Origin of the sequence: Enterobacter sp. BWH52 (assembly GCF_001037565.1) — a bacterium.
Taxonomy (GTDB): Bacteria; Pseudomonadota; Gammaproteobacteria; order Enterobacterales; family Enterobacteriaceae; genus Enterobacter; species Enterobacter hormaechei_C.
On sequence record NZ_KQ089854.1, the window covers coordinates 1,151,193 to 1,175,501 of the forward strand.

The window sequence follows — 24,309 nt, forward strand, 5'->3', positions numbered from 1 at the left end:
TTGTTTCAGTCATGGGCGCTCCCCGCGCCCATTTCATTCCAGCACCATGATGCAAGTTGCATTCAGGCAGCCCGTATAAGGCGGCTTGCATGATGACGTTTTAAGAGAGGGAAGAATAATGCTCGACACTAACATGAAAACCCAGCTCAAGGCCTACCTTGAGAAACTGACCAAACCTGTTGAGCTGATTGCCACGCTGGACGACAGCGCGAAATCGGCAGAAATCAAAGCACTGCTGACAGAGATTGCTGAGCTGTCGCCGAAAGTGACCTTCAAAGAAGACAACACGCTGGCAGTCCGTAAGCCTTCTTTCCTGATCGCCAACCCAGGGTCTGACCAGGGGCCGCGTTTCGCGGGCTCTCCGCTGGGGCACGAATTTACGTCCCTGGTGCTGGCGCTGCTGTGGACCGGTGGTCATCCGTCAAAAGAAGCGCAGGCGCTGCTGGAGCAGATCCGCGATATCGACGGTGATTTTGAGTTTGAAACCTATTACTCGCTCTCCTGCCACAACTGCCCGGACGTGGTGCAGGCGCTAAACCTGATGTCTGTCCTCAACCCACGCATTAAGCACACGGCGATTGACGGCGGTACGTTCCAGAACGAAATCACCGAGCGCAACGTGATGGGCGTTCCGGCGGTTTACCTGAATGGCCAGGAGTTCGGCCAGGGACGCATGACGCTGACCGAAATCGTCGCCAAAGTGGATACCGGCGCAGAAAAACGCACGGCGGTAGAGCTGAACCAACGCGATGCGTACGATGTGCTGATTGTCGGTTCCGGCCCGGCGGGCGCGGCGGCAGCGGTCTACTCCGCACGTAAAGGGATCCGTACCGGTCTGATGGGCGAGCGTTTCGGTGGTCAGGTTCTGGATACCGTAGACATTGAAAACTACATTTCCGTGCCGAAAACCGAAGGCCAGAAGCTGGCCGGTGCGTTGAAAGCGCACGTCAGCGACTACGACGTGGATGTCATTGACAGCCAGAGCGCCAGCAAACTGGTTCCGGCGGCGGTCGAGGGTGGTTTGCACCAGATTGAAACGGCGTCCGGCGCGGTGCTGAAGGCGCGCAGCGTGATCATTGCCACCGGCGCGAAATGGCGCAACATGAACGTCCCGGGCGAAGATCAGTATCGCACCAAAGGCGTGACCTATTGCCCCCACTGTGACGGCCCGCTGTTCAAAGGTAAACGCGTCGCGGTGATCGGCGGCGGTAACTCCGGCGTGGAAGCGGCTATCGATCTGGCGGGAATTGTGGAACACGTTACCCTGCTGGAGTTCGCTCCGGAGATGAAAGCGGACCAGGTGTTGCAGGATAAGGTGCGTAGCCTGAATAACGTCGACATTGTGCTCAATGCCCAGACGACAGAAGTGAAAGGCGACGGCAGCAAAGTGACTGGTCTGGAATACCGTGACCGCGTGAGCGGCGATATCCACAGCGTAGCGCTGGCAGGGATCTTTGTTCAGATTGGCCTGCTGCCAAACACCACCTGGCTGGAAGGCGCTATTGAGCGTAACCGCATGGGCGAGATCATCATCGATGCGAAATGCGAAACCAGCGTGAAGGGCGTATTTGCGGCGGGCGACTGCACCACCGTGCCGTATAAACAGATCATCATCGCTACCGGTGAAGGTGCGAAAGCGTCGCTGAGCTCGTTTGATTACCTGATCCGCACCAAAACTGCATAATAAAAGAAAGCAAGACGACACCTGCAATGCCAGAGGCCACCTAAAGGTGGCCTCTTTTTTTATCTGACGACCATCACCGGAATGTGGGTGTGGCGGATCACGCTGGAGGCGTTCGACCCCAGCAGGTGAGTGGTGATGGAAGGGTTACGTGAACCAATCACTACCACGTCGGCATTTAATTCCCCGGCAAGCTCATTAACGGCGTCGCGCACGCTACCGAACCGGACGTGGGTTTTGATGCGGGAAGGATCGATGCTGAAGTGCCCGACCATGGTTTGCAGGCGCGTCTCGGCTTCGTGCTGTAAATGCTCTTCAAAACGACGCACATCAGCAGCGAAACGATGCAGGCTCAGGCTGGCAGAGCCCGGCAAAACATGCAGAAGATGAATAATTCCGTCCTGCTGCGCGAGAAATTCCGCGTGACGTATAGCCTTATCACTCAGTTCCATTTCAAAAACATCAACCGGCATAATGATTGTTTGATACATAACCGTTTCTCCTTGTTAATAAACGCTGGAATCATTCAACCACAAAATATAAATGGTTTCTGTAATCCCGACAGCACTTTTTTATCTCGCCAGGATAAATCTCAAAACAGCCGGATTCCGGGGCAGATCCCGAGAGGTAGCTACCCTTTTATAAGCTTACCCACACCCTTTCGGAGGTTGCATGAAAGCTCTCACCTATCACGGTCCACATCATGTTCGGGTCGATAATGTCCCCGATCCGGGCATCGAACAGCCTGACGATATCATCCTGCGCGTAACGGCCACGGCGATCTGTGGTTCTGATTTGCATCTTTATCGCGGAAAAATTCCCAAGGTCCAGCATGGCGATATCTTTGGTCATGAATTTATGGGCGAGGTGGTGGAGTGCGGGAGCGAAGTGAAGAACGTGCAGAAAGGTGACCGGGTGGTGATCCCGTTTGTAATTGCCTGCGGTGACTGCTTCTTTTGCCAGATGCAACAGTACGCGGCCTGCGAAAACACGAATCGCGGGCAGGGCGCGGCGCTGAACAAAAAGCAAATTCCCGCCCCTGCCGCGCTGTTTGGCTACAGCCATCTTTACGGCGGCGTGCCGGGCGGACAGGCGGAGTATGTGCGCGTCCCGAAAGGCAACGTGGGGCCGTTTAAAGTGCCTCAACTGCTGTCTGACGACAAAGCGCTTTTCCTGTCAGATATTCTGCCTACCGCCTGGCAGGCGGCGAAAAATGCGCAGATTCAGAGAGGCTCCAGCGTCGCCGTATTCGGGGCCGGGCCGGTGGGGCTACTGACCATTGCCTGCGCGCGGCTTCTCGGCGCAGAGCAGATTTTTGTGGTTGATCATCATCCCTATCGACTGCGGTTTGCCCAGGAGCGCTACGGCGCGATCCCGATTAACTTTGATGACGATAACGACGCGGCGGAGAAAATCATTGAGCAAACGGCCGGACAGCGCGGAGTGGATGCGGTGATTGATGCCGTCGGGTTTGAGGCCAAAGGCAGCACCACGGAAACGATCCTCAGTAACCTGAAAATTGAAGGCAGCAGCGGCAAAGCCCTGCGCCAGTGCATTGCTGCGGTGCGGCGCGGAGGCGTGGTCAGCGTGCCGGGCGTGTATGCCGGTTTTATACACGGCTTCCTGTTTGGCGATGCCTTCGATAAAGGGCTGAGCTTTAAGATGGGGCAGACCCACGTCCATGCCTGGCTGGGAGAGCTGCTGCCGCTTATCGAAAAAGGGCTGCTTACACCGGAAGATATTGTCACCCACTATCTTCCGCTGGCTGATGCGGAGCGCGCCTATAAAATCTTCGAAAAACGGGAGGAGGAGTGCCGCAAGGTGATCCTGGTGCCTGGTGCAGACACCCCGGAGGCAGCGCAGCAGAAAGTGAAGGGACTGGTGAATGCCTTCCCCGGCGGCGTTGTGTGAGGTTCCTCACTCACCAGTGGCGCTCAAGGTATAGCACGGCCACGACGAGGATCGCCAGGATGATGAGAAAAACCAGTGTGATAACAAGTATCTCACCCATGACCGTCCCCACGGCACCACAACAGAGTAAGCGTGGATTAAGCGGTTTTTGTCCGATATAACACAATCGGGTGAATTTGCGGAAAGAGGATGCGGGTGCATCCTCTGTGCAAAGCGGGGTCACTTGTTCAGAAGGGATTAACGCAGGTAATCGCCAGCGGCTTCGGGCTGGTAGAACAGCTCAAGCACTTCCAGGTGAGCTGAGGCACCGCCCGGGAGTTCCCAGTGGATAGTATCGCCTGTGCGCAGTCCAAGCAGCGCCGCGCCCACGGGTGCCAGCACCGACAGTTGCGTGCTGCTGTCGGTCATCTGCGCCGGATAGACCAGCGTACGGGTGAGCTCCTCGCCGGTGGTCAGGTTGCGGAACTTCACCTGGCTGTTCATGGTGACCACATCATGCGGCATGGTCTCAGGCGTACACATCTGCGCCCGGTCTAGCTCTTCGTTCAGCGCATCGGCTACCGGCAGCGAGGCGAATTCTGGTTTCTCCAACAGTCGGTCAATACGTTCTGCGTCGAGTTCATTGATGATAATCGTAGGTCTGGACATTTTTACTCCATGTCGTTAATGCTGCGTGTAACGCAGAAACCAATCCAAAAGAAAACCCTCGCCGTCTGGCAGCGAGGGTTTAACTTAGCTGATGATACTGTCTGAAACCGTAAGTTTGAAGTGATGAAGGTCACAATCATGCGCCATATGAATTTTTGGCAATAAACCCGGCGTCCCGATTCACGCTGAACGGAAATTTCGTTACGCTGGAAAGACTGAACCCGGGCAATGCGCGTTGCAGCCCCAGCGTAGAGAGAGCGATATGTACTTTTACCAACCTTCTCAGGGGCACGGCCTGCCGCACGACCCGCTGAACGCCATTATCGGTCCACGTCCAATTGGCTGGATCTCATCCTGTGATAAGGCCGGTCAACTGAACCTTGCCCCGTACAGCTTCTTTAACTGTTTTAACTATCGCCCACCGATCATTGGTTTTTCCAGCAATGGCTGGAAGGATAGCGTGCGGAATATTACCGAAACGGGGGAGTTTGTCTGGAACCTCGCAACGCGCGATCTGGCCGAGGCGATGAATGAAACCTCCGCCACGCTCCCTCATGGCGAGGATGAATTTACCTTTGCCGGCCTGACGCCCGTAGCCAGCCAGCTTGTGAGCTCGCCGCGCGTGGCGGAAAGCCCGGTGAATTTCGAGTGTCGATTGTCACAGTGCATTCAGCTTACCGGCGCGGATGGGACACCGATTGATACCTGGCTGGTGCTCGGCGAAGTCGTGGGCGTCCATATCGCCGAGAGTTTGCTGGAAGAGGGGATTTACCAGACCGCGAAAGCGCAGCCCATTCTGCGTGCGGGTGGACCGACGGCCTACTATGCCATCAGTGATAGCCATCGCTTCGACCTGGTACGCCCGGATGCGCGCAGGGGGTAATATGCGCGCAACCCTGTTGCCCGCCGATCAGCAGTTTTTTGCCGATCTGTTGAGCGGCCTGGTGCTCAACCCACAGCAGTTGGGGCGAGTCTGGTTTGCTCATCGTGGCGCGTCTGACGCTGTCGGAAGCGTGAGCCGCGACTGGCCACGGCTTGACGTCGTTCTTCGCGGGGAATATGGCAACAGACTGGTTGCCGGGCAGCAGCCCCTCCACCAGGGAGAAATGCTGTTTCTTCCCGCCCAGGCCGCCAGCGTCCCGGTGTTTGAACGACCGGTCATGCTGCTGAGCATTCTTTTCGCGCCGTCGTGGCTGGGGCTGGTGTTTCATGATACCCGGCACGGGCGATCCGTGCCTGCGCAGCGACACGTGGAGCTTCCTCACCCTGAACGAGGTGAATGTGCCGCGATGCTGATGGCCCTGACGCACCTGAGCGCTTCCCCGCAGGACCAGGCTATTATTCAACCACTGGTGCTGAGTCTGCTGCACTGGTGCCGTAAAGTGGTGTCGTCGCTGCCTGAACCGGGAGTGTCGCGCGGGGATTTCCTCTATCAGAGCATTTGTACTGGGTGCAGGAAAACTATGCTGAACCCCTGTCGCGGGACAGCGTCGCTTCGCTGTTTAATATTTCGGCTAACCATCTGTCACGCCTGTTCTCTCAACAGGGGACGATGAGTTTTGTGGATTACGTTCGTTGGGTGCGTATGGCGAAGGCGAGAACCATCCTGCAAAAATACCACCTGCCGGTGGGGGAAGTGGCGAAGCGCTGCGGCTATGCCGATAGCGACTATTTTAGCCGTCTTTTCCGGCGCCAGTTTGGCCTGACGCCGGGGGAGTATCGCGCACGCTTTCAGTGACAGTCAGAACGTGATTTCAGCGTTCAACAGATCCAGGATACTTTGCGGCGTCGTTGCTGCAAACAGCGACTCGCGAAATGTTTTATTGACCAGCTTCCGCGCCAACTGGGAAAAGACCTTCACGTGATTAATCCCTTCCTGAGCGCCGAGCGTCAGCATGATCACCAGCTCGACGTCGCCCAAATCCGACTCCCAGTCAATCGCCTTGTCCAGACGGGCAATGCTGATGCTGGAGTGGCGTATCCATTGCGATTTGGTGTGAGGGATCGCCACGCCAAACCCGACGGCGGTGGTGACAATCTCTTCGCGCTGCCAGAGATCTTCTTCAAGCTCGAGCGGGTTTTCGGTCCTGCCATGAATCGCAAGATTTCCGCATAAGAACTGAAGCACCTGCTCTTTTGAGGTCAGCGGCTCATTGACCACGATAGTCTCCAGCGCCAGCAATGGACGCGGCGGCGCTTCCGGTGTGAAATCCGCCAGCAGGGCTTAAATCTCCTCTGCGCTGCGGCTGTCGCAGGCCTTATCTGCCAGCGCCCGGCAGGTCGCCATGTCCAGCTGACGCAACTGGGTTTTTACCGCAGGGATGCGCGGCCCGCTCATGCTGAACTCATCCAAGCCCAGCCCAAGCAGAAGAGGGAGGTAGCGCTGCTCTCCGCCAAGTTCCCCGCAAATGCCGACCCATTTCCCGTGACGATGCGCTGCGGTGACGATCTGGCGAACCATGCGTAAAAAAGACGGTGTGATGGGGTTATACAGCCCCGAAACGCGCGGGTTGTTGCGATCGACAGCGTAGAGATACTGAGTCATATCGTTCGAGCCGATACTGAAGAAATCCACCTCTTCGCAGAAGTGATCGATGATAAAGCAGACTGAAGGCACTTCAACCATGATCCCCAGCGGCAGGCGCGCGGTGTGACGTAACCCCTGTGAGGCCAGGGCGTCACGAACGTTTTGCAGCTCCTGTTTGATCCATAAAATCTGATCGAGGCTGTGCACCATCGGGATCATCAACAGCGCATTGCCGCTTGCGCCTGCGCGTAAGATCGCGCGCAGTTGGGTGCGGAAGAGATCGGCAAATTCGGGATAAATGCGAACGGCGCGATAGCCGAGGAACGGGTTTTCTTCCTGGGGAATGTTCAGGTAAGGGATCTGCTTATCGCCGCCGATGTCCATTGTGCGAAAGATGACCGGCTTGCCCTGCGCGGAGAGCAGCACCTGCTGATAGGCTTCGAATTGCTCCTGCTCGTCCGGCGCGGTGTCTCTGTCCATATACAGCATTTCAGTGCGAAACAGCCCGATACCCTGCGCGCCGCAGGTAAACGCCCCGGGCGCTTCCAGCGCGCTGCCGATGTTGGCGGCAATCTCTACCGGTACGTTGTCGCGGGTGAGCGCTGGAAGACCCGCATCTTTGATCTGCTGCTGGTGGCGTCGGTCGGCAAGGCGCTGCGCCACGCTGTAGTAATCATTCACCGCGTCGTTGGGTTCAACGACCAGCACGCTACAGATGCCGTCCATAATGACCTCTTTTCCCATCAACGGCGCCAGTGAGGCGACCGTTAAACCACTCAGCACAGGCACGGAGGCCGCGCGTGCCAGGATCAGCGTATGCGACGTCCGGCCTGTTTTTTCAAGCACCATGCCTTTCAGGTACTGCGTGTCGAGGCTGAGAAACTGGCTGGGCGTCAGATCTTCCGCCACCAGAATAGTGGGGGCGCTGAGGGTGAATGCAGAGGTTTGCTGCAACTCCGGCCAGGTAATGTTAAGAAGCTGCTCGCTGATGTCGCGAATATCGCTGACACGTTCACGCAGGTAGTCGCTGGCGGAGAGTGACAGCTTGTCGCAGATCAGCTCCATATTACGAATGATCGCCTCCGCAAGGCTTAGCCGCTCCTCGGCGATCAGTCGGCGTATGGTGCCGCCAAACTCCTCATCCTGGATCAGCGAAAGATGCGCGCTAAGAATGGTTTTACTCTCGCCATCGAGCCCGCGCAGGCGGTGGTTGAGCTGTTCAGCCAGCGTCGCCAGGCTGTGTTCCAGGCGGGTAATATCTTCCGGCGAGGCGGGGATCTGACAATAACGTTTGAGGTTATCGCTCTGCCAGCCTCGCAGAGTGCCAGCCCCGATGCCACTGGCGAGCGTAATGCCGTGCTGAAGATGGGGAGCAAGCCTTACAAGCGAGCGGGGCAGGGGATGCGCAACGTGCGGCGCGTCGCCGGAGGGAATACTGTCGCTGTCGATAAACGCGCCGGTGAGATATGCCTCCAGCACGCGTCGGGCCTGCTCCTCGTCGCTGCCGTTAATTTCCAGCACGCAGCCGTCATTAAACAGCGTACCGGTACTGATCAGCGCCAGCGAGCTTTTGGCATCCGCGTGAGTGTTAAGCCGTCTGTTGATAAAACGGATGTCGCTGCGCCATGCGCTGCACTGCTCTTTTAACGCCCAGGCCGGACGCGCATGCAGGCCGTTGGGCAGTGGGCAGAAAAATTCAATTGAAAGCATACTTCCTCCTGGCCGCGTGAGCTCAGCATCTGAAGTCCGTCAGATGATCCACGGTCTCACGGTTCATGCCTGCCACAAGCGCGACAAGCAGTTGTTGGGTGTGATGAATGTCTTTTTCGTCGGCAATGGATGCCGCGCAGTGCCCGTGTCGGGTAGGGGGACCAAGCACAAGAGTCGGCACGCCAGTGCCGGAGAGATGGATCGCCCCGCCGTCCGTTCCTCCGTTGCTGAACATGTCTTTTTGCAGCGGGATCCCCTGCGAGCGCGCGATTGTCTCAGCCAGCGCAATCAGTTTGGCTGGGGCGATGAGCGTTTTGTCGTACAGCACCAGCATCGGGCCCGCACCGATCTGGCGATGGTTGGCGCTGCCATAATCGAAATTTTTTGACCAGCAGGCGGTATCCAGCACCAGCGCGATATCAGGATGAATGGCGCGCGTGGCGGTCTGGCCGCCGCGCAGGCCGACCTCTTCACTTGAGCTGGCCACCAGCCAAAGCTCGCAGTCGAGCGGCGTCTGGTGCAGCTCGCGCAGCAGCGCGATCAGCAGGTAACAGCCGAGACGATCGTCGAAGGCTTTACCCATCACCCGATTGTGGGGAAGGGTCTGAAAGGGTGTATCGAACGTCACGCGGTCGCCTGCGTCGATACCGGCGGCGAACACCTCCTCCGCCGACGTCGCGCCAATGTCGACACGCAAATTGTCAACGTTTTCTCCTTTCAGATCCCCATCCAGCAGTCCCGGTATTTTTTCCCCGTTACGCGTGGTGATGCGCACCGGCTGAAGGGTACGGGCCATCATGCGCACGTTGCCGATGGGCAGGACATCAATGGCCCCTTCGCGCGAGACGCTGCGCACCATAAAACCGACTTCATCCATATGGGCGCAGACCATCACCTTCGGGCCCCGGCTCTGGTTGACGCGGATAAGCACGGAACCCAGCCCATCAAACTGAACCTCTTTATGGTATTTTTGCGCCTCACTGAGCAGGATGTCGCGCACCTCTTGCTCTGAGGCCGCAATGGCGTCTGCTTCGCTCAGGGCGCGCAGTAAATCGCTGTCCACTCTTGTTCTCCCGTCAGCAATAGCTGTTTGTCGAAGGTATAAAGCACCTCGGCGCCCGTTTCCGTCACCAGCACCACATCTTCAATTCGTACCCCGCCCAGGTGTTCAAGGTAGATCCCCGGCTCAACGGTCAGCACCATGCCGGGCTGCAACGGGGTGCGGTCAGTAGGGGAAAAACGTGGATTTTCATGAACATCAATACCAATGGCATGGCCGGTGTTATGCCCGAACTGCGGACCGTAACCTGCACGTTCAATCACGGAACGTGCGGCGCTATCGATCTGATGACAGGAAACGCCGGGGCGGATGGCATCAATAGCTGCCTGTTGTGCCGCCAGAACGATCTGGTACACCGCATAGAGAGGGTGTTCCTCCGGCGGCGTGTTTTGCCCGGCGACAAGAAAGGTCCTTGTCATATCCGAGCAATACCCCTGGTGTTGGGCGCCGAAATCAAGGGTGATCATCTCGCCAGGCATAATCACTTTGTCAGAGGCTTTGCCGTGGGGCAGCGCACCGCGCGGCCCGCTGGCGACAATGGTGTCGAAAGAGGGCTTGTCCGCGCCCTCCTGCTTCATAAACCACTCCAGCTCGGCAGCGACTTCACGTTCGCGCATACCGGGCTGAATGAAACGCCGGATGTGCTGTGCGGCGCGGTCGGCAATGCCGCATGCTGCACGGATACGGTCGATTTCGTCAGCGGTTTTTATCTGCCGCAGCGCGTCAAGCGAGGTGCTGCAAAGGGCGGTATTCAGCGTATCGCGCCACAGCACGCCTGTTTGCCAGCTCACGTATTCACCCTCAAAGCCAAGACGGGTGAGAGCTTCCTTCGCAATAATCTGGTTCACCGCCTGCGCAAACGGGTTCTCCGTGTTAAGCAGGTGCATCTCATAGCCCGCCGCTCGTGAAGCGATATCGCTGTAGTAACGGAAATCCACCAGGATATGTGCCGCGGTTTGTGTCACCAGCACATAGCCCGAACCGGTTGAAATGCCCAGGTGCGGCTGTTTATTCTGGCGCGAAGAGATGAGCACGCCGTCCAGTTTTTCCGCAGCCAGCCAGGCACGAAGCCTTCTCAGTAATTCCATGGTTCACCCCGTTACAGCGTGTCGATAGCGAGTTTCCCGCGCTTGTGCAGACTGTTACGAATAATCACTACCAACAGCGCGGTGATCGCCGCCCCGACCACAATACTGAGCATGTACGCCCCCAGATTGGTGACCAGTGGCCACGCCCAGATCGCCGATTCAGGGAACCACTGCACGGCACCGAGCGCGGTGGCGGTCATTGCACCGGCGATCGCGCCCGCCATATACGCCGGCAGCGTCGCAAGCGGATTTTCCAGCAGGAACGGGATGGCCCCTTCACTGATGCCCATAAAGGCGAGGAACATGGCCGTTTTGCCTTGCGGATAAAGCTGCGGACTAAACAGGCGTTTGCCGGTCAGACGATGGTCAATCAGCGTGGCCAGCCCCAGACCAATGGGCGGAATAACAATCGCCACGGCGCGGGAGGTGATGGGCAGGACATGATCGGTTGTCAGCCCCAGGCCAACAAATCCCGCCGCTTTGTTAATGGGGCCGCCAAGATCAATCGCCGTGGCCGCCGCCATCCCGATGGCGTACATCATGGAGCCCGCCTGACCCGCCGCCAGCAGTACGGTCCGCATACCTGCATTCAGCCAGCCGCCAATCGGCGTGATGATGTAATACATCGCCAGCATCACAAACAGCGCCGAGAGGATTGGGATCAGAAAGGTGCTTTTAAAGGCCAGCAGATACTGTGGAACGTTAATGCGGCTATTCAGCCATTTGACCAGATAGCCTGCGGCTATGGCGATAATCAGTGCGCCAATAAACGTGGAGGGCACGGGTTTGGTGGCAAGCCAGGTCAGTTTTTCCGCATCAAAGTTCAGCACCAGCGTCGGCTGCGTGGCGACAAGGCCACCAATAAACCCGGCCGGGAAGGCCAGTTTTCCGCCGATAGAGTTGGCGACAAAGGCGGCAAACATTGGGATGGCGAAGCTGAACAGCAGCCCGCCGAACGATTCAGTCAGATAGCCAAATTTCAATAGCGAGAGATTGAAACCGGTGAATTTGCCTGAGTTAAGCGCGTCGAGAATACCGGTGTCAGGCGGGATCTCCAGCCAGACGTAGGCGATAAGCTGTGAAATGGCGAGGATAACCCCGCCCATGATAAGTGTTGGCACCATGCGGGATATCCCCGACATAATGTGCTGTGGAAGCTCTTTCCAGAAAGACGCACCGGCGGCAACCGGTGCGGATTTGATGGCAAGTGTGTCACCCTCGTGACTGTTCGGGCGAACCGCGCTGCGTTTTTTAATAGCCATGACGAAAACCCCTGGATGTGAAGATTATTATTGTTCTGCTGCAATCATCTCTTCGATCTCTTTCAGGGTGCCTGCCGCGTTTTTAATGGCGTCCTGAAGCGTAATCTCATACACGTCGCGCGTTTCGAAGCGTTCATTGTCTTCCGGGGTGATCGCGATGGCGTGGATGATAATGTCAGCGTCGGCAATATCCTGCGGGGTCAGGCGATTCTGGATCCCGTCCGCGCCCTGGGTTTCAATTTTTACCTCATAACCGGCTTCCGTCGCCGCGTCTTCCAGCGCCTGGGCTGCCATGAAGGTATGTGCCAGGCCCATCGGGCAGGCGCACAGTGCAATCAGTTTTTTAGCCATGTGAAATTCCTCCTGTAGATAACGCCACGATTATGACGGGGAGGTTTCAGTGATGTTTACCGGATTAATAATGCTTTTGCTGGAAAAATGATGCGTGTGAGCGGAAGTGTGAGGTTAATCGTCATATCACGAAAGCCAATGAAAAACCGGGCAAAAAGTTGCCCGGCGCAGCATCAGTAACCGGCTTTATCAATGACAAACTGTTTGCCGCAGTTGCCCGGATGCGGCTGTGGCGCAAAGGAGCCGGCAGAGAGTGGGTTGTTGATGGTGCTGGCGTTCAGCGAGATCTGCATTTCGGTCAGATAAGCCGGATTGCCGTGGCAGGTAAGCTTGAACGCTTTTACGCTCTGTTTTCCCCAGCTTTTGGCCACGGCTGCATCGAAGTCGCTGCGGCGGACGGTTTTGCCATAGTTTTCCGCCAGAAATTTTCCTGCCGCGCTGTGCTTCACTTCCTGGTTCATGCGCACCATGGTGCCGAAGTAAGCGTCGGGATCAAACCCAAAGCAGACGCCGTGTTTCGCGTATTCATAACGTTCAAGGCAGGAGTTGCCGCCCGCGCCGGGCATCACGCTGTTCAGCTTCGCCGCGCCCGTTAGCGATAGTCCGGTCTCTGCGGCGTCACATTTGCGGCTGGCTTTTGCTTCCGGCATATTCGGAACCGGACGAGTGGCGCAGCCGAAGCGCATCCAGCGGCGTTCATCCACTCCGCGAGCGGCAATCGATTTCGGCAATGCTGGCCATAAGCCGTGGACGGTCAGAAAATCGGTTTTGTTGCTGCTCTCTTTTTGCAGGCGACACTCTTCCGGTTCGTCACGGTTACGTTCGACCATGCTCTGGCAAAATCCGGTTTGCCAGGAAAGGGCCAGAACGTAGCGATCGAAATCGCCGTACTGGGTTGGCTTAAGCGGATCTGCCTGAATTGAGAAGACACAGAGTGCAAGCGCTACTGCGCCAGACGGGATAACGATATCCTTCCTGAACATTTGCTTTCCTGATTGGTTGGGCGCGATTAATTTCTGGGGGTTATTAAAGCACAAAAAGCGCCCGCAGGCGCTTTTTGGAAATCAGGAATTTCGCTTAGGCAGCGCCGGGAACCAGTACTTCGGTGGCGATAATAACGATAATCAGGCCAACCAGCACCGGCACTGACGTGCGTTTTACCACTTCAAACGGAGAGATTTTCGCCATCCCCGCAACCGCAACCACCACGCCCGATACCGGAGAAATGGTACGACCCAGGTTGGAGGCCTGAAGCATTGGAATGGACAGGTAAGCCGGGTTGATGCCGGAGGAGTGTGCCAGCTTAGGGATCATCTCAACAAAGGCGTAGAACGGCGCGTTACCGGAGCCGGTGGTCATCGCCGCCAGCATGGTCAGCACCACCAGCACCAGCATCAGGATAATGCTGGCCGAGCCGAACGAGGTGGCGATAGAGATCAGGCTCTGAATAAAGCCGATGGTGCTCAGCCCCTGGGCAAACACCCCCGCGGCAACCAGCAGCATCACCACGCCCGCGAAGGCATCCGCCATACCGCGGAAGGCTACTTCCAGACCCGTGAACACTTTCTGGGTGTTAAAACCACGAACGAACTCCAGGATGGCCGCCAGCAGCATACAGATCACCAGGATAGTGATGATGTGCAGCTGCGGGCCCCATTTGCCGTCGAAAATAAGCACGCCAATAATCGGCGTGAAGGGCAGGATGGAATAAAACGCCGGGGCGGTAGTGGTGATTTCGCTGACGTCCATCATTTCGTGGCTGACGTTCTCTTTCTTATCGAGATAGCGCTGCCAGAAGAAATGCGCCACGCCCATGCCGAGAATAGCGGTGATGGAGATCGGCAGTGTGGTTTTGAAGGCGAAGTCAATTAGAGACATTTCCGCGGCTTTCGCGGCCAGCACTACGTCACCGGAAGTAGGGGAGAGAATAATCGCCGCCGGAGAGGCGCAAATAGCCGCCGCTGCACCACGGCTGATCCCGACGTTAACCATTACCGGGAATAAAGTTGCCATTAACAGCACGCCAAGGCCCGTTGCTGAGGAAACGGCTAATGACATCAGACAGGCCAGGAAATAGGCCGCGACCATCAGCAGATAGGGGGAATTAATATATTGCAGCGGCTTAGAAGCCAGCTTTACCACCATATCATTCGCGCCGATATGGGTCATATAGGCAGCAAATCCGCAGAGCATCATGATCATCATGCCCAGATCGCCGCCGCGGCTCATCAGCAGAATTTTTATATATTCCACAATATCGGTAGCGGTATATCCGGTACTGGCTTCGCTGGCGGGTAAAACCTGATGACCCATTAGCGCGCTAATGATCAGCAGCGTCAGGCCGCCGACAAATAGCACGCCGGTGGCTGAGTAACCTTTAATGATGTAGCGTGCTACACCGACAATGACCACGACTCCAATGAGGAGTTCGAGAAAAGTAAGCATGATTTCCCCTATTTCCTTGCTGCCCGAGAGACAAATAATCAATAAAAAAGAAGCTGAAATGTGCCGAATAAATGTCCAGTCCTTGCTGATTAAAATCAAGAAAGAGACTACTAAAGGCACTGATGACGATATTTTTGCTAACCCTGCGTCATTTATATTAAGACGTTATTGACCTGATGAATAGATATTATATGTCATTAAATTGATGGTGAAGTGTTAAGGTTTTGAGTATTACTTGCCGACAATCGATTTAAAACGTAAATCTCTTTAAAACCACTTCTCTTTCATTCTTTTGCCTGCTTATACTCGGTTCACTTTCTCCTGTCCGACGATCTGAATATGTACGCCAGCTGGACATATCGCCTGCGCTTTATCAAAAAACATCTGCTGATGTTTTTGCTGGCGTTTGGCTGGCTGTTGATCCAGACTCAGGTGGCCGTCGCCTCCCATCAATGTTCAATGGATTTGCGCGGCGAGGTGGCCACCATCCAGCATATGGAGATGATGGCGCAACCGGGGCCGCATTATGCTGCCGGTGCTTCACCGCTGTGTGAAAAACATTGTGTGCCGGATCAGGTACAAAAAGATCCTGCCCAGCCGCATCTGGTGGCGCTGCCTGCCGCCATGACCCTGACCTTAACTCCGCCAGAGTGCTCGTCTTCAAGCCATTCTGCGTGGTCCGTTACCCCTCCTGCTGTGGGGCCGCCGGCAACGATCCGCTATTGCCGGTTTCGGGAGTAAAAACCTGTTAATTCGTTGATTTTATTTACTTAACGTTTAACAGGAGTTTTATCATGCGTACCGTATTCCTTTCCGCGCTGGTTGGCGCGTCCGTCTCTTTCGCTTCTTATACCGTTCAGGCAAACCAGACCTGGCAGGGCCGCGGCGTGGTTCAGTCGATCTCTGACAGCGCCGTCATGCTCCGGCACGAGGCCATACCGGAACTAAAATGGCCAGCAATGACCATGCCGTTTACTTTATCTGCCGGCGCTACGCTGAATGGCGCCAAACCGGGGGATGAGGTGACCTTCACGCTTCAGCGTGCGGGTGACGGTTTCCAGATTATCTCGCTGACGCCAGCACGCTAAGCGAGGTCACCATGAAACAACACACACTGAGTCTGTGGCTCGGTGGGGTGTTGTTCGGCCTGTTAACCTCCGCCGCGCAGGCGGAGCCGTGGACGCTCGAACACACCCTGACCGAAGCCCAGCGCTACTCAGCAGAACTCTCCGCCAGCCGTAACGAAGCGCAGGCGCTGGATGCGATGGCGGTTTCCGCCACGCAATTACCTGACCCAAAACTGAAATTCGGCATCGAAAACGTGCCGGTACAGGGCAGCAACGATCGGCGGCTGACGCGCGAAGGGATGACCATGCAGAAGGTTGGCATCATGCAAAGCTACGTCAGCTCAGAGAAGCGGGAACGTAAAGCGCAGACCTTGCAGGCGCAGGCGCGAAGCGTGCTGGCAAAATCCGAAGCCGTCCGCGCCGCGCTTCAGCGTGATACCGCCCAGGCCTGGCTGGATCTGGCGCTGGCCCAGCAGGCACTGAACACGGCCAGAACGCTGGTCCGTGAAACGGAACGTCAGCGCGGCGTGCAGAAGGCGAGCGTCGGGGCGGGAAGCGCAATGCCGGACAGCGTACTGGCCCTGCAAATGATCCTCAGCTCCATGCGCGACAAAGAGACGCTGGCGCAGCGGGATGTGCAGCTGGCGCAAAGCCGTCTGCTGGAGCTTACGGGGCACGCGATTACGGCGGTTCGCGGTCCGCTGCCGCGCTATCAGCGTCTTCCTGCCGATGAAAAAACGTTGCAGGAGGGGATCGTCAGGCACCCGGAAGTGGAGGCCGCACGACGTGAAGCCGAGACCGCGAAAGCGCGTTCAGCGCAATCTGCCGTGGCGGCGATACCCGATGTGGATGTGGAGGTCTATTACGCCCACCGCGCTGAAGGCTATGACGATATGGCTGGCGTGATGTTCAGCGTGGATCTGCCTCTGTTCCAGTCAAAACGTCAGGACAAGGATTACGCCGCCGATGTTTCCCGCTCTATGCAGGCGGCGGATCAACTGACGCTGCTCAAGCGCGAACACATTGCCCAGGTGCAAACGCTGGTGGCGCAGTATCAGGCTGCGCAAACGGTGTGGCAGCGACAGCGGGACGAGGTACTACCGTTGCAGCGTCAACGGCTGGCGGTACTGACGGCGCAATATCGCTCTGGACAGTCGGCGCTTCCGGCCCTGCTGGAGGCGCGTCGTGGCGTACTGGATACGGAACTGGCGGTGAACCAGGCGGAGCGCGAAATGGCGCGAACCTGGGCTGCCGTGAACTGGTTGATCCCGCAGGAGCTGGCGCAATGAAAAAAACAACGTTAATGGCGATTGCCATCGCGATAGCTGCCGCTGGCGGCTATTTTGTCGGACAGAAGCAGACGCATCAGCCGGCTGCGGCTGCACAACCCTCTGAACGTAAGGTGCTTTACTGGTACGACCCCATGGTACCCGGTCAGCGCTTCGATAAGCCGGGTAAATCCCCCTTTATGGATATGGATCTGGTCCCGCGCTACGCTGATGAAGCGCAGGCGGCGTCAGGCGTGGCCATCAGCACTCAACAGCAGCAAAACCTGGGGATGAAAACCGCCAACGTTGAGATGCGCCAGCTGGTTTCGCCGTTCTCGGCCTTTGCCACGGTTGCAACGGATGAACGTAACGTCTCGGTGGTGTCAGCTCCGGCCAATGGCGTGGTGTCAAAATTGTTTGTTAATGCACCGCAGCAGCAGGTGAAAGCCGGAGAGGCGCTGGCGCAACTGTGGATCCCGCAATGGACCACCGCCCAGCAGGAGTATCTCGCAGTTCGTCAGCTTGGCGATGCCGCATTGACCCGCGCCGCACGCGAGCGGCTGGCGTTGCAGTTTATGCCGGAAGAGGTCATTCGTTTGCTGGAGCGTAGCGGCAAGCCGCAGACCACGCTCATCCTGCGCGCTGACCGGGCCGGCTATGTGGTGAAGCTGGACGTGCGGGAAGGGGCGCAAATCACCGCAACGGCTCCGCTGTTTGAGATCGCCAGCCTCGATCCGGTCTGGCTGGTGGTCGATTACCCGCAAACGCAGGCGCAGTCTCTGGCAGTGGGCAGCAACGTGGTCGCATCGTCAGAAAGCTGGCCGGGGGAGCAATTCCACGGCACGGTCAGCGAATTGCTGCCGCAGATGGAGACGACCACGCGAACCCTGAAAGCCCGTATCGTGCTGGAAAATTCCGCACATAAGCTGAAGCCGGGCATGTACCTCTCCGTCAGGCGTGCGGAAGAGATGAAAGGCCCGCCGGTGCTGGCGGTGCCGGAAGAGGCGGTGATTAACAGCGGAGAGTCTGCGCGTCTGCTGCTGGCTAGCGGGGACGGTTATTTCCGGCCTGTGACGGTGACAACCGGCCTGACGGCGCAGGGCTGGACGGCGATCCTGTCCGGGGTCAAAGAGGGCGATAAGGTGGTGACGTCCGGGCAATTCCTCATTGATTCCGAAGCCAGCCTGCGTAGCGTGATGCCGGAGGTGACGCCATGATTGCCGCTGTGATTCGCGCCTCGTTGCATAACCGCCTGCTGGTGATCCTGGCCGCACTGATGATGGCAGGCTGGGGCTGGTGGGCGGTGCAACGCGCGCCGCTGGACGCGTTGCCCGATCTGTCTGATGTGCAGGTCATTATCAAAGCGAGTTACCCCGGGAAAGCGCCGCAGGTGATTGAAGATCAGGTGACCTGGCCGCTGACAACCTCCATGTTGTCTGTGCCGGGCGCCAAAACCGTGCGCGGTTTTTCAATGTTTGGTGACGCTTATGTGTATGTGCTGTTTGAGGATGGCACCGATCTCTACTGGGCGCGATCCCGGGTGCTGGAATATTTAAGCCAGGTACAGGCGCAGTTTCCGCCGGGCGTGAAGGTGTCGCTGGGGCCGGATGCGACGGGCGTCGGCTGGATCTACGAATATGCACTGATCGACCGTAGTGGAAAACACAGCCTGGCAGATCTGCGGGCCCTACAGGACTGGACGCTTAAGTTCGAGCTTAAGACGGTACCGAATGTATCTGAGGTGGCAAGTATTGGCGGAATGGTGCGTCAGTATCAGATCGTGGCGGACCCGGCGAAAATGCGCGCGCTGAATATTACCCACAGCCAGCTATCCGGCGCGGTGCAGGCCGCCAATAAGGAGAGCGGCGGCGCCCTGCTGGAGATGGGCGAAGCGGAGTATATGGTGCGGACAACGGGCTATTTGCGCTCGCTGGAGGATTTTCGCAATGTGGTGATCGCCACCCGCGATGGCGTACCTGTCCTGCTGAAAGATGTCGCCACCATTGGCATTGGCCCGGAGATCCGCCGGGGTGTGGCAGAGCTTAACGGTGAAGGGGAGGTTGCTGGCGGCGTAATCGTGATGCGTTACGGGCAGAACGCGCTGGAAACCCTTCGCGCGGTAAAAGCGAAACTGAGCGAGCTGCAAGAAACGCTGCCGCAGGGCGTCGAGATTGTTCCGGTCTACGATCGTTCCACGCTGATTGAGGACTCGGTCAAAACGCTGACGCACAAGCTGCTCGAAGAGTTTGCCGTGGTGGTACTGGTGTGTGCGCTGTTCCTGTTCCACCTGCGCTCCGCGCTGGTGGCGATGGTCTCTCTGCCGCTGGGGATCCTCGGGGCTTTTGTGGTGATGCACTATCAGGGCATTAACGCGAATATGATGTCGCTCGGCGGGATCGCCATTGCCATCGGGGCGATGGTGGATGCCGCAATTGTGATGATTGAAAACATGCACAAGGTGCTGGAGCTGTGGCGGCATGATAATCCGGGCAAGGAGCCCGCGCCGGGGGAATACTGGCGTCTGGCGGAAAAGGCGGCGGTTGAAGTGGGACCGGCGCTGTTTTGCAGCCTGTTAATCATCACGCTGTCATTTATACCGGTTTTTTCGCTGGAAGCGCAGGAGGGCAGAATGTTCTCGCCGCTGGCGTTCACCAAAACCTGGTCGATGGCCGTGGCCGCCGGGCTTGGGATCACCCTGGTGCCGGTGCTAATGGGCTTTTTCATTCGCGGGAAAATCCCGGATGAGAAGGCAAACCCGATCAACCGCCTCCTGATCCGCCTGTATGAGCCGCTGCTGGACAAGGTACTGACCTTCCCGAAAACGACGCTGGCACTGGCATGTCTGCTGCTGATCGCCACGCTCTGGCCGCTGAGCCGCCTGGGAAGCGAATTTATGCCGCCGCTGGATGAAGGAGATTTACTCTATATGCCCTCCACGCTGCCGGGGATCTCTGCTCGCGAGGCATCACGGCTGCTTCAGCAGACGGACCGCTTGATCAAAAGCGTCCCGGAGGTGGCGAGCGTGTTTGGCAAAGCCGGTCGGGCGGAGTCGGCAACCGATCCCGCGCCATTAACCATGCTGGAAACAACCATCCACTTTAAGCCCCGCGAGCAGTGGCGGCCAGGAATGACGCCACAAAAGCTGGTGGAGGAGCTCGATAAAACCGTGTCGCTGCCGGGCATTGCCAATGTGTGGGTGCCGCCTGTCCGTAACCGTCTGGACATGCTGGCAACCGGGATCAAAAGCCCGGTCGGCATTAAGGTGAACGGCAATAATATTGCCGACATTGAGCGTGTGGCCCGGCAGATTGAGCAGGTGGTGAAGGACGTTCCTGGCGTCTCCTCTGCGCTGGCGGAGCGTCTGGAAGGCGGACGCTACGTGGATATTCGTATCGATCGGCAAAAAGCCGCGCGCTACGGCGTTTCCGTCGATGAACTGCAAAGCCTGGTCTCCACGCTGGTCGGGGGCGATAACATTGGCGAGGTGATCCAGGGACGCGAGCGGTATCCCATCAACCTGCGTTATCCCCGCGATTTGCGTGATAACGTCGACGCGTTGCGGGTGTTGCCGGTAGTGACCGCCAGCGGTAGCCAGGTGGCGCTGGGGGAATTGGCCGATATCGTCGTGACGGAAGGCCCACCGATGCTAAAAAGTGAAAACGCGCGCCTTTCCAGCTGGATCTATGTTGACTTGCGCGGGCGCGATCTGAAGTCCGCCGTGGATGAAATGCAAAAACGGGTGGGAGAGAAGGTGGTATTGCCGCAGGCCGTGTCTCTCTCCTGGTCCGGGCAGTTTGAATATCTGGAACGGGCGACCGAGAGGCTCAAAATAGTTTTACCTGTCACGCTGATGATTATATTCGTCCTTTTATGGTTAACCTTCAGGCGGATATCAAATGTCCTGATAATAATGGGGACATTGCCGTTCGCGCTTATTGGGGGCGTGTGGTTATTGTGGCTGCTTGAATATAATTTGTCAGTGGCGGGGGGCGTTGGCTTTATCGCCCTCTCCGGAGTGGCGGCAGAATTCGGCGTAATTATGGTTCTTTATTTGAATCATGCGATCGATAAATATCACAGGCTGGAGCCAGAAGGGGGAAATACGGTGCTGATGCGGGCGATCCACGAAGGTGCCGTGCTGCGCGTGCGTCCGAAGGTGATGACGGTCGCCACTATTATGGCAGGACTGCTGCCCATCATGTGGGGGAGTGGGAGTGGCTCGGAGGTGATGCAACGTATTGCCGCGCCGATGATTGGTGGCATGGTAACGGCACCGTTATTGTCGATGTTAGTTATTCCCGCACTCTACAAATTGTTACATCAACGTTAAATATGTCAACTGCATGTGCTTATTCAGGCATGCAGTTTATGTATCCTCAGATTATTCCCAGGAACGGGATGGTAATTAGGAATAACACCCATGCTGTTAAGCGTTCATTCAAGTATTCTGTGTTAAGGTCTGCACCGAATACTAAATATGGTAATGGCATTGTGATTGTACGAATTAAATTCCCCCTGATTTTGTTGTTTATTATTGGGCAGTTATCGTGTGCGTCTGCTGTTAATGCAGACAGCAATACAGCGGATAAAGGCTGGTTCACCACCTTCACGGATAACGTCGCGCAAACATGGAATGAACCTGAGCATTACGATCTCTATATTCCGGCCATTACGTGGCATGCACGTTTCGCCTACGATAAAGAAAAAACAGACCGTTATAACGAACGTCCGTGGGGGGCCGGCTTCGGTCAGTCTCGCTGGGATGAAAAAGGTAACTGGCATGGCCTGTACCTGATGGCGTTTAAGGACTCCTACAATAAATGGGAGCCTATTGGCGGCTACGGCTGGGAAAAAACCTGGCGTCCGTTATCAGACGACAACTTCCGTCTCGGGCTGGGCTATACGGCAGGGTTTACGGCGCGTGATAACTGGAAATACATTCCTGTTCCGGTACTGCTGCCGCTTGCCTCCATTGGTTACGGTCCGGCGACGTTTCAGATGACCTACATACCGGGTACCTATAACAACGGTAACGTTTACTTTGCCTGGATGCGGTTTCAGTTTTAACTGAATTTTTCTGCTAAATCGGCCAAAAAATGCACAGACATTAAAATGTAAAGGATAAAAATCGGACAGCGAAAATTAACGCGACTTTTGTCACTTTTTATCAAAGATCCGCTGGACAAAACGCCTCACAATTGTTGTACTGATACCCGACACAGCATTTGTGTCGTTTTTTAATGTAAAGGTAATTTTGATGTCTAAGATTAAAGGTAACGTTAAGTGGTTTAATGAGTCCAAAGGATTCGGTTTCATTACTCCTGAAGATGGCAGCAAAGACGTGTTCGTACACTTCTCTGCAATCCAGTCTAATGGTTTCAAAACTCTGGCTGAAGGTCAGCGCGTAGAGTTCGAAATCACTAACGGTGCCAAAGGCCCTTCTGCTGCTAACGTAATCGCTCTGTAATTCAGACGCGTCAGCAAGAATTTCAAAACCCGCTCAATGAGCGGGTTTTTTTCGTTCTGAATCAACCGATAAGATAGATCTTCAGGAAGCTGGCGACGATCGCGACGCTTAGCAATACCATACCCACGCCTAAGAGATTTTCTTTCATGCTATCACCCTCGTTCAATATTGAGCCAAGAGTGACAGAGAAAAATTAAGCCAACATTAAGGTTGCAGTGCTTAATGTCCGCTGGCGGAGGAAAATAACCAGAATGCGATCGCAGTCATCGCAAACGAGCCAAGCATGTTAACGGCAATGTTCGTCAGCGCCCAGCCCATCCGGCCTTCCTGAAACAGAAACACCACCTCCGCAGAGAAGGTAGAAAACGTTGTTAAGCCGCCGCAGAAGCCGGTTGTAATCAGAACCTTCCACATAGGGTCGATGTTGGTCATGCGATTAAACCAGGCCAGCCCCATCCCAATAATAAACGCCCCGATCAGATTTGCCGCCAGTGTCCCCATCGGAATGGCCTGATGCAGAGGGTTAAACCGCATGCTTAAGAGCCACCGCGCAACGCTACCCGTGCCTCCACCAATAAAAACGGCTATAAGTAGTTGTAACACTGTCAATACCTGCTATTTGCTGTGTAAGTGCGTCGAGTGTAACGCTGTTTTTGACCGGGAGACAATTATGTATGTTGCAGTAGGGCAGTTCGCGGTGACGCCGGACTGGAATGAAAACGCGGATAAATGCGTCTCCCTGATGCATGCGGCGAAGCAAAAGGGGGCGTCGTTGCTGGTACTTCCCGAGGCGTTACTGGCCCGTGATGATGGCGATCCGGATCTGTCGGTAAAGTCTGCGCAAACGCTGGAAGGGGGGTTTCTGAAACGACTGCTGGCCGAAAGCGTTGGCAACACGCTCACCACCATATTGACGGTCCATATTCCGTCCTCGCCGGGGCGCGCGGTGAACACGCTGGTGGCGATACGTGAGGGTGCCATTGTCGCGAGCTACGCCAAACTTCATCTGTATGATGCGTTCAGCGTTCAGGAGTCGCGCCTGGTCGATCCGGGGAGTGTAATTCCGCCGCTGATTGAGGTGGAGGGTTTTAAGGTTGGCCTGATGACCTGCTACGATATCCGTTTTCCCGAGCTGGCGCTGAACCTGGCATTGCAGGGGGCGGAGGTGCTGGTTCTGCCCGCCGCGTGGGTCAAAGGACCGCTTAAGGAGCATCACTGGGCGACGCTGCTGGCAGCACGCGCGCTGGATACCACCTGTTACGTGGTAGCCGCGGGTGAATGTGGTAACAAAAATATTGGGCAGAGCAGGGTTGTCGATCCGCTGGGGGTGACGGTTGTTGCGGCAGCGGAGACGCCTGCGTTATTGCTGACGGAGATAATTTCAGCCCGAATAGCGCTTGCGCGGCAGCAATTACCTGTTCTGCGCAACCGCAGGTTTGCGCCACCGCAATTAATGTGATGTTTTTTTCAACAATGCTTGATTCACCTTGTTACAGATTGCTATTGTGTGCACGCGCCAAATGACCGTTAATACGTTCAGGTTTTTTGGCGGAATGCAGCCTGTTTCATGTAAAGAAGGTATTTATGGGTGAGATTAGTATTACCAAACTGCTGGTGGTTGCCGCACTGGTCGTCCTGCTGTTCGGTACCAAGAAGTTACGCACGCTGGGTGGAGACCTGGGTGCTGCCATTAAGGGCTTTAAGAAAGCAATGAACGATGACGACGCGGCAGCGAAGAAAAGTGCCGAAGATGACATCACTGCACAGAAGCTTTCACACAAAGAGTAATGGCAATGCTGCAAGGCTTGCATAAAAAAACCGGCT

22 protein-coding genes and 2 pseudogenes are annotated in these 24,309 nt (G+C 56.3%); 13 read left to right on the plus strand and 11 right to left on the minus strand.

Features of this window, described 5'->3' with window-relative positions:
- The first annotated feature begins 118 nt into the window (after positions 1-118).
- Positions 119-1,684 carry an alkyl hydroperoxide reductase subunit F gene (ahpF, locus tag SK47_RS05375; protein ID WP_048243614.1) on the plus strand — a complete coding sequence of 522 codons (1,566 nt, stop codon included), beginning with the start codon at positions 119-121 and terminating at the stop codon, positions 1,682-1,684.
- A 59-nt stretch (positions 1,685-1,743) separates the two neighbouring features.
- Here ahpF and uspG read toward each other — a convergent pair whose 3' ends face one another.
- On the minus strand, positions 1,744-2,172 hold the full coding sequence (gene uspG, locus SK47_RS05380) for a universal stress protein UspG (protein ID WP_022650588.1): 429 nt from the start codon (positions 2,170-2,172) through the stop codon (positions 1,744-1,746).
- Between the two features lie 181 nt (positions 2,173-2,353).
- Between uspG and SK47_RS05385 the strand changes: the two genes are divergently transcribed.
- On the plus strand, positions 2,354-3,592 hold the full coding sequence (locus tag SK47_RS05385; protein ID WP_022650589.1) for a zinc-dependent alcohol dehydrogenase: 1,239 nt from the start codon (positions 2,354-2,356) through the stop codon (positions 3,590-3,592).
- Between the two features lie 10 nt (positions 3,593-3,602).
- On the opposite strand, the gene yldA is transcribed toward SK47_RS05385, so the two are convergent.
- Both yldA and rnk read right to left on the minus strand, forming a co-directional pair.
- On the minus strand, positions 3,603-3,692 hold the full coding sequence (gene yldA / locus SK47_RS24410) for a small membrane protein YldA (protein WP_015571155.1): 90 nt from the start codon (positions 3,690-3,692) through the stop codon (positions 3,603-3,605).
- 137 nt (positions 3,693-3,829) lie between these two features.
- The gene (gene rnk, locus SK47_RS05390; protein ID WP_032608834.1) at positions 3,830-4,240 is read right to left on the minus strand and encodes a nucleoside diphosphate kinase regulator; all 411 of its coding nucleotides are present in this window, start codon (positions 4,238-4,240) and stop codon (positions 3,830-3,832) included.
- 262 nt (positions 4,241-4,502) lie between these two features.
- Between rnk and SK47_RS05395 the strand changes: the two genes are divergently transcribed.
- Positions 4,503-5,123, plus strand: coding sequence for a flavin reductase family protein (locus tag SK47_RS05395; protein ID WP_003858756.1), 621 nt, complete (start codon positions 4,503-4,505; stop codon positions 5,121-5,123).
- 1 nt (position 5,124) lies between these two features.
- Positions 5,125-5,978 (plus strand): annotated as a pseudogene (locus SK47_RS05400) (helix-turn-helix transcriptional regulator).
- Positions 5,979-5,981: 3 nt separating this feature from the next.
- On the opposite strand, the pseudogene ptsP reads toward SK47_RS05400, so the two are convergent.
- The 7 genes and pseudogenes from ptsP to dcuC all read right to left on the minus strand — a co-directional run bounded on the left by ptsP (position 5,982) and on the right by dcuC (position 14,683).
- Positions 5,982-8,477: pseudogene (gene ptsP / locus SK47_RS05405) on the minus strand (phosphoenolpyruvate--protein phosphotransferase).
- Between the two features lie 22 nt (positions 8,478-8,499).
- Positions 8,500-9,540, minus strand: a complete 1,041-nt coding sequence (ypdE, locus tag SK47_RS05410) for an aminopeptidase (RefSeq protein ID WP_048243615.1) — start codon at positions 9,538-9,540, stop codon at positions 8,500-8,502.
- Positions 9,513-10,625 carry an aminopeptidase gene (ypdF, locus tag SK47_RS05415; protein ID WP_048243616.1) on the minus strand — a complete coding sequence of 371 codons (1,113 nt, stop codon included), beginning with the start codon at positions 10,623-10,625 and terminating at the stop codon, positions 9,513-9,515. The genes ypdE and ypdF overlap by 28 nt, the downstream gene beginning before the upstream one ends.
- 11 nt (positions 10,626-10,636) lie before the next feature.
- Positions 10,637-11,887, minus strand: a complete 1,251-nt coding sequence (locus SK47_RS05420) for a PTS fructose transporter subunit IIC (RefSeq protein ID WP_045342256.1) — start codon at positions 11,885-11,887, stop codon at positions 10,637-10,639.
- Between the two features lie 27 nt (positions 11,888-11,914).
- Positions 11,915-12,238: a PTS fructose transporter subunit IIB gene (locus SK47_RS05425; RefSeq protein WP_017382483.1), complete on the minus strand. Its 324-nt coding sequence runs from the start codon at positions 12,236-12,238 to the stop codon at positions 11,915-11,917.
- 173 nt (positions 12,239-12,411) lie between these two features.
- Entirely contained in the window at positions 12,412-13,221 is an 810-nt protein-coding gene (gene rna, locus SK47_RS05430) for a ribonuclease I (protein ID WP_003858741.1), read from the minus strand.
- Between the two features lie 94 nt (positions 13,222-13,315).
- A complete protein-coding gene (gene dcuC / locus SK47_RS05435) occupies positions 13,316-14,683 on the minus strand; it encodes an anaerobic C4-dicarboxylate transporter DcuC (protein WP_017382481.1) in 1,368 nt (455 codons plus the stop codon).
- 339 nt (positions 14,684-15,022) lie between these two features.
- Here dcuC and SK47_RS05440 point away from each other — a divergent pair, with 339 nt between their 5' ends.
- The 7 genes from SK47_RS05440 to cspE all read left to right on the plus strand — a co-directional run bounded on the left by SK47_RS05440 (position 15,023) and on the right by cspE (position 22,485).
- Positions 15,023-15,424 carry a hypothetical protein gene (locus tag SK47_RS05440; protein ID WP_022650594.1) on the plus strand — a complete coding sequence of 134 codons (402 nt, stop codon included), beginning with the start codon at positions 15,023-15,025 and terminating at the stop codon, positions 15,422-15,424.
- 53 nt (positions 15,425-15,477) lie between these two features.
- Entirely contained in the window at positions 15,478-15,771 is a 294-nt protein-coding gene (locus tag SK47_RS05445) for a copper-binding protein (protein ID WP_003858733.1), read from the plus strand.
- A gap of 11 nt (positions 15,772-15,782) precedes the next feature.
- Entirely contained in the window at positions 15,783-17,039 is a 1,257-nt protein-coding gene (locus SK47_RS05450) for a TolC family protein (RefSeq protein WP_048243617.1), read from the plus strand.
- Positions 17,036-18,235, plus strand: a complete 1,200-nt coding sequence (locus tag SK47_RS05455) for an efflux RND transporter periplasmic adaptor subunit (RefSeq protein ID WP_047654082.1) — start codon at positions 17,036-17,038, stop codon at positions 18,233-18,235. The genes SK47_RS05450 and SK47_RS05455 overlap by 4 nt, the downstream gene beginning before the upstream one ends.
- Positions 18,232-21,348, plus strand: coding sequence for an efflux RND transporter permease subunit (locus SK47_RS05460; RefSeq protein ID WP_047654081.1), 3,117 nt, complete (start codon positions 18,232-18,234; stop codon positions 21,346-21,348). Before SK47_RS05455 ends, SK47_RS05460 begins: the two co-directional genes overlap by 4 nt.
- A 161-nt stretch (positions 21,349-21,509) precedes the next feature.
- Entirely contained in the window at positions 21,510-22,085 is a 576-nt protein-coding gene (gene pagP, locus SK47_RS05465; RefSeq protein WP_045342250.1) for a lipid IV(A) palmitoyltransferase PagP, read from the plus strand.
- A gap of 190 nt (positions 22,086-22,275) precedes the next feature.
- Entirely contained in the window at positions 22,276-22,485 is a 210-nt protein-coding gene (cspE, locus tag SK47_RS05470; protein WP_002439184.1) for a transcription antiterminator/RNA stability regulator CspE, read from the plus strand.
- Between the two features lie 219 nt (positions 22,486-22,704).
- Here the strand turns inward: cspE and crcB are convergent, their stop codons facing one another.
- Positions 22,705-23,088, minus strand: coding sequence for a fluoride efflux transporter CrcB (gene crcB, locus SK47_RS05475; protein WP_017382474.1), 384 nt, complete (start codon positions 23,086-23,088; stop codon positions 22,705-22,707).
- A 67-nt stretch (positions 23,089-23,155) separates the two neighbouring features.
- On the opposite strand from crcB, the gene SK47_RS05480 reads away from it, so the two are divergent.
- Positions 23,156-23,944: a deaminated glutathione amidase gene (locus SK47_RS05480; RefSeq protein ID WP_022650599.1), complete on the plus strand. Its 789-nt coding sequence runs from the start codon at positions 23,156-23,158 to the stop codon at positions 23,942-23,944.
- 125 nt (positions 23,945-24,069) lie between these two features.
- Positions 24,070-24,273 (plus strand): twin-arginine translocase subunit TatE, encoded by a 204-nt coding sequence (gene tatE / locus SK47_RS05485; protein ID WP_003858723.1) that lies wholly within the window; start codon positions 24,070-24,072, stop codon positions 24,271-24,273.
- The last annotated feature ends 36 nt before the right edge of the window (positions 24,274-24,309 follow it).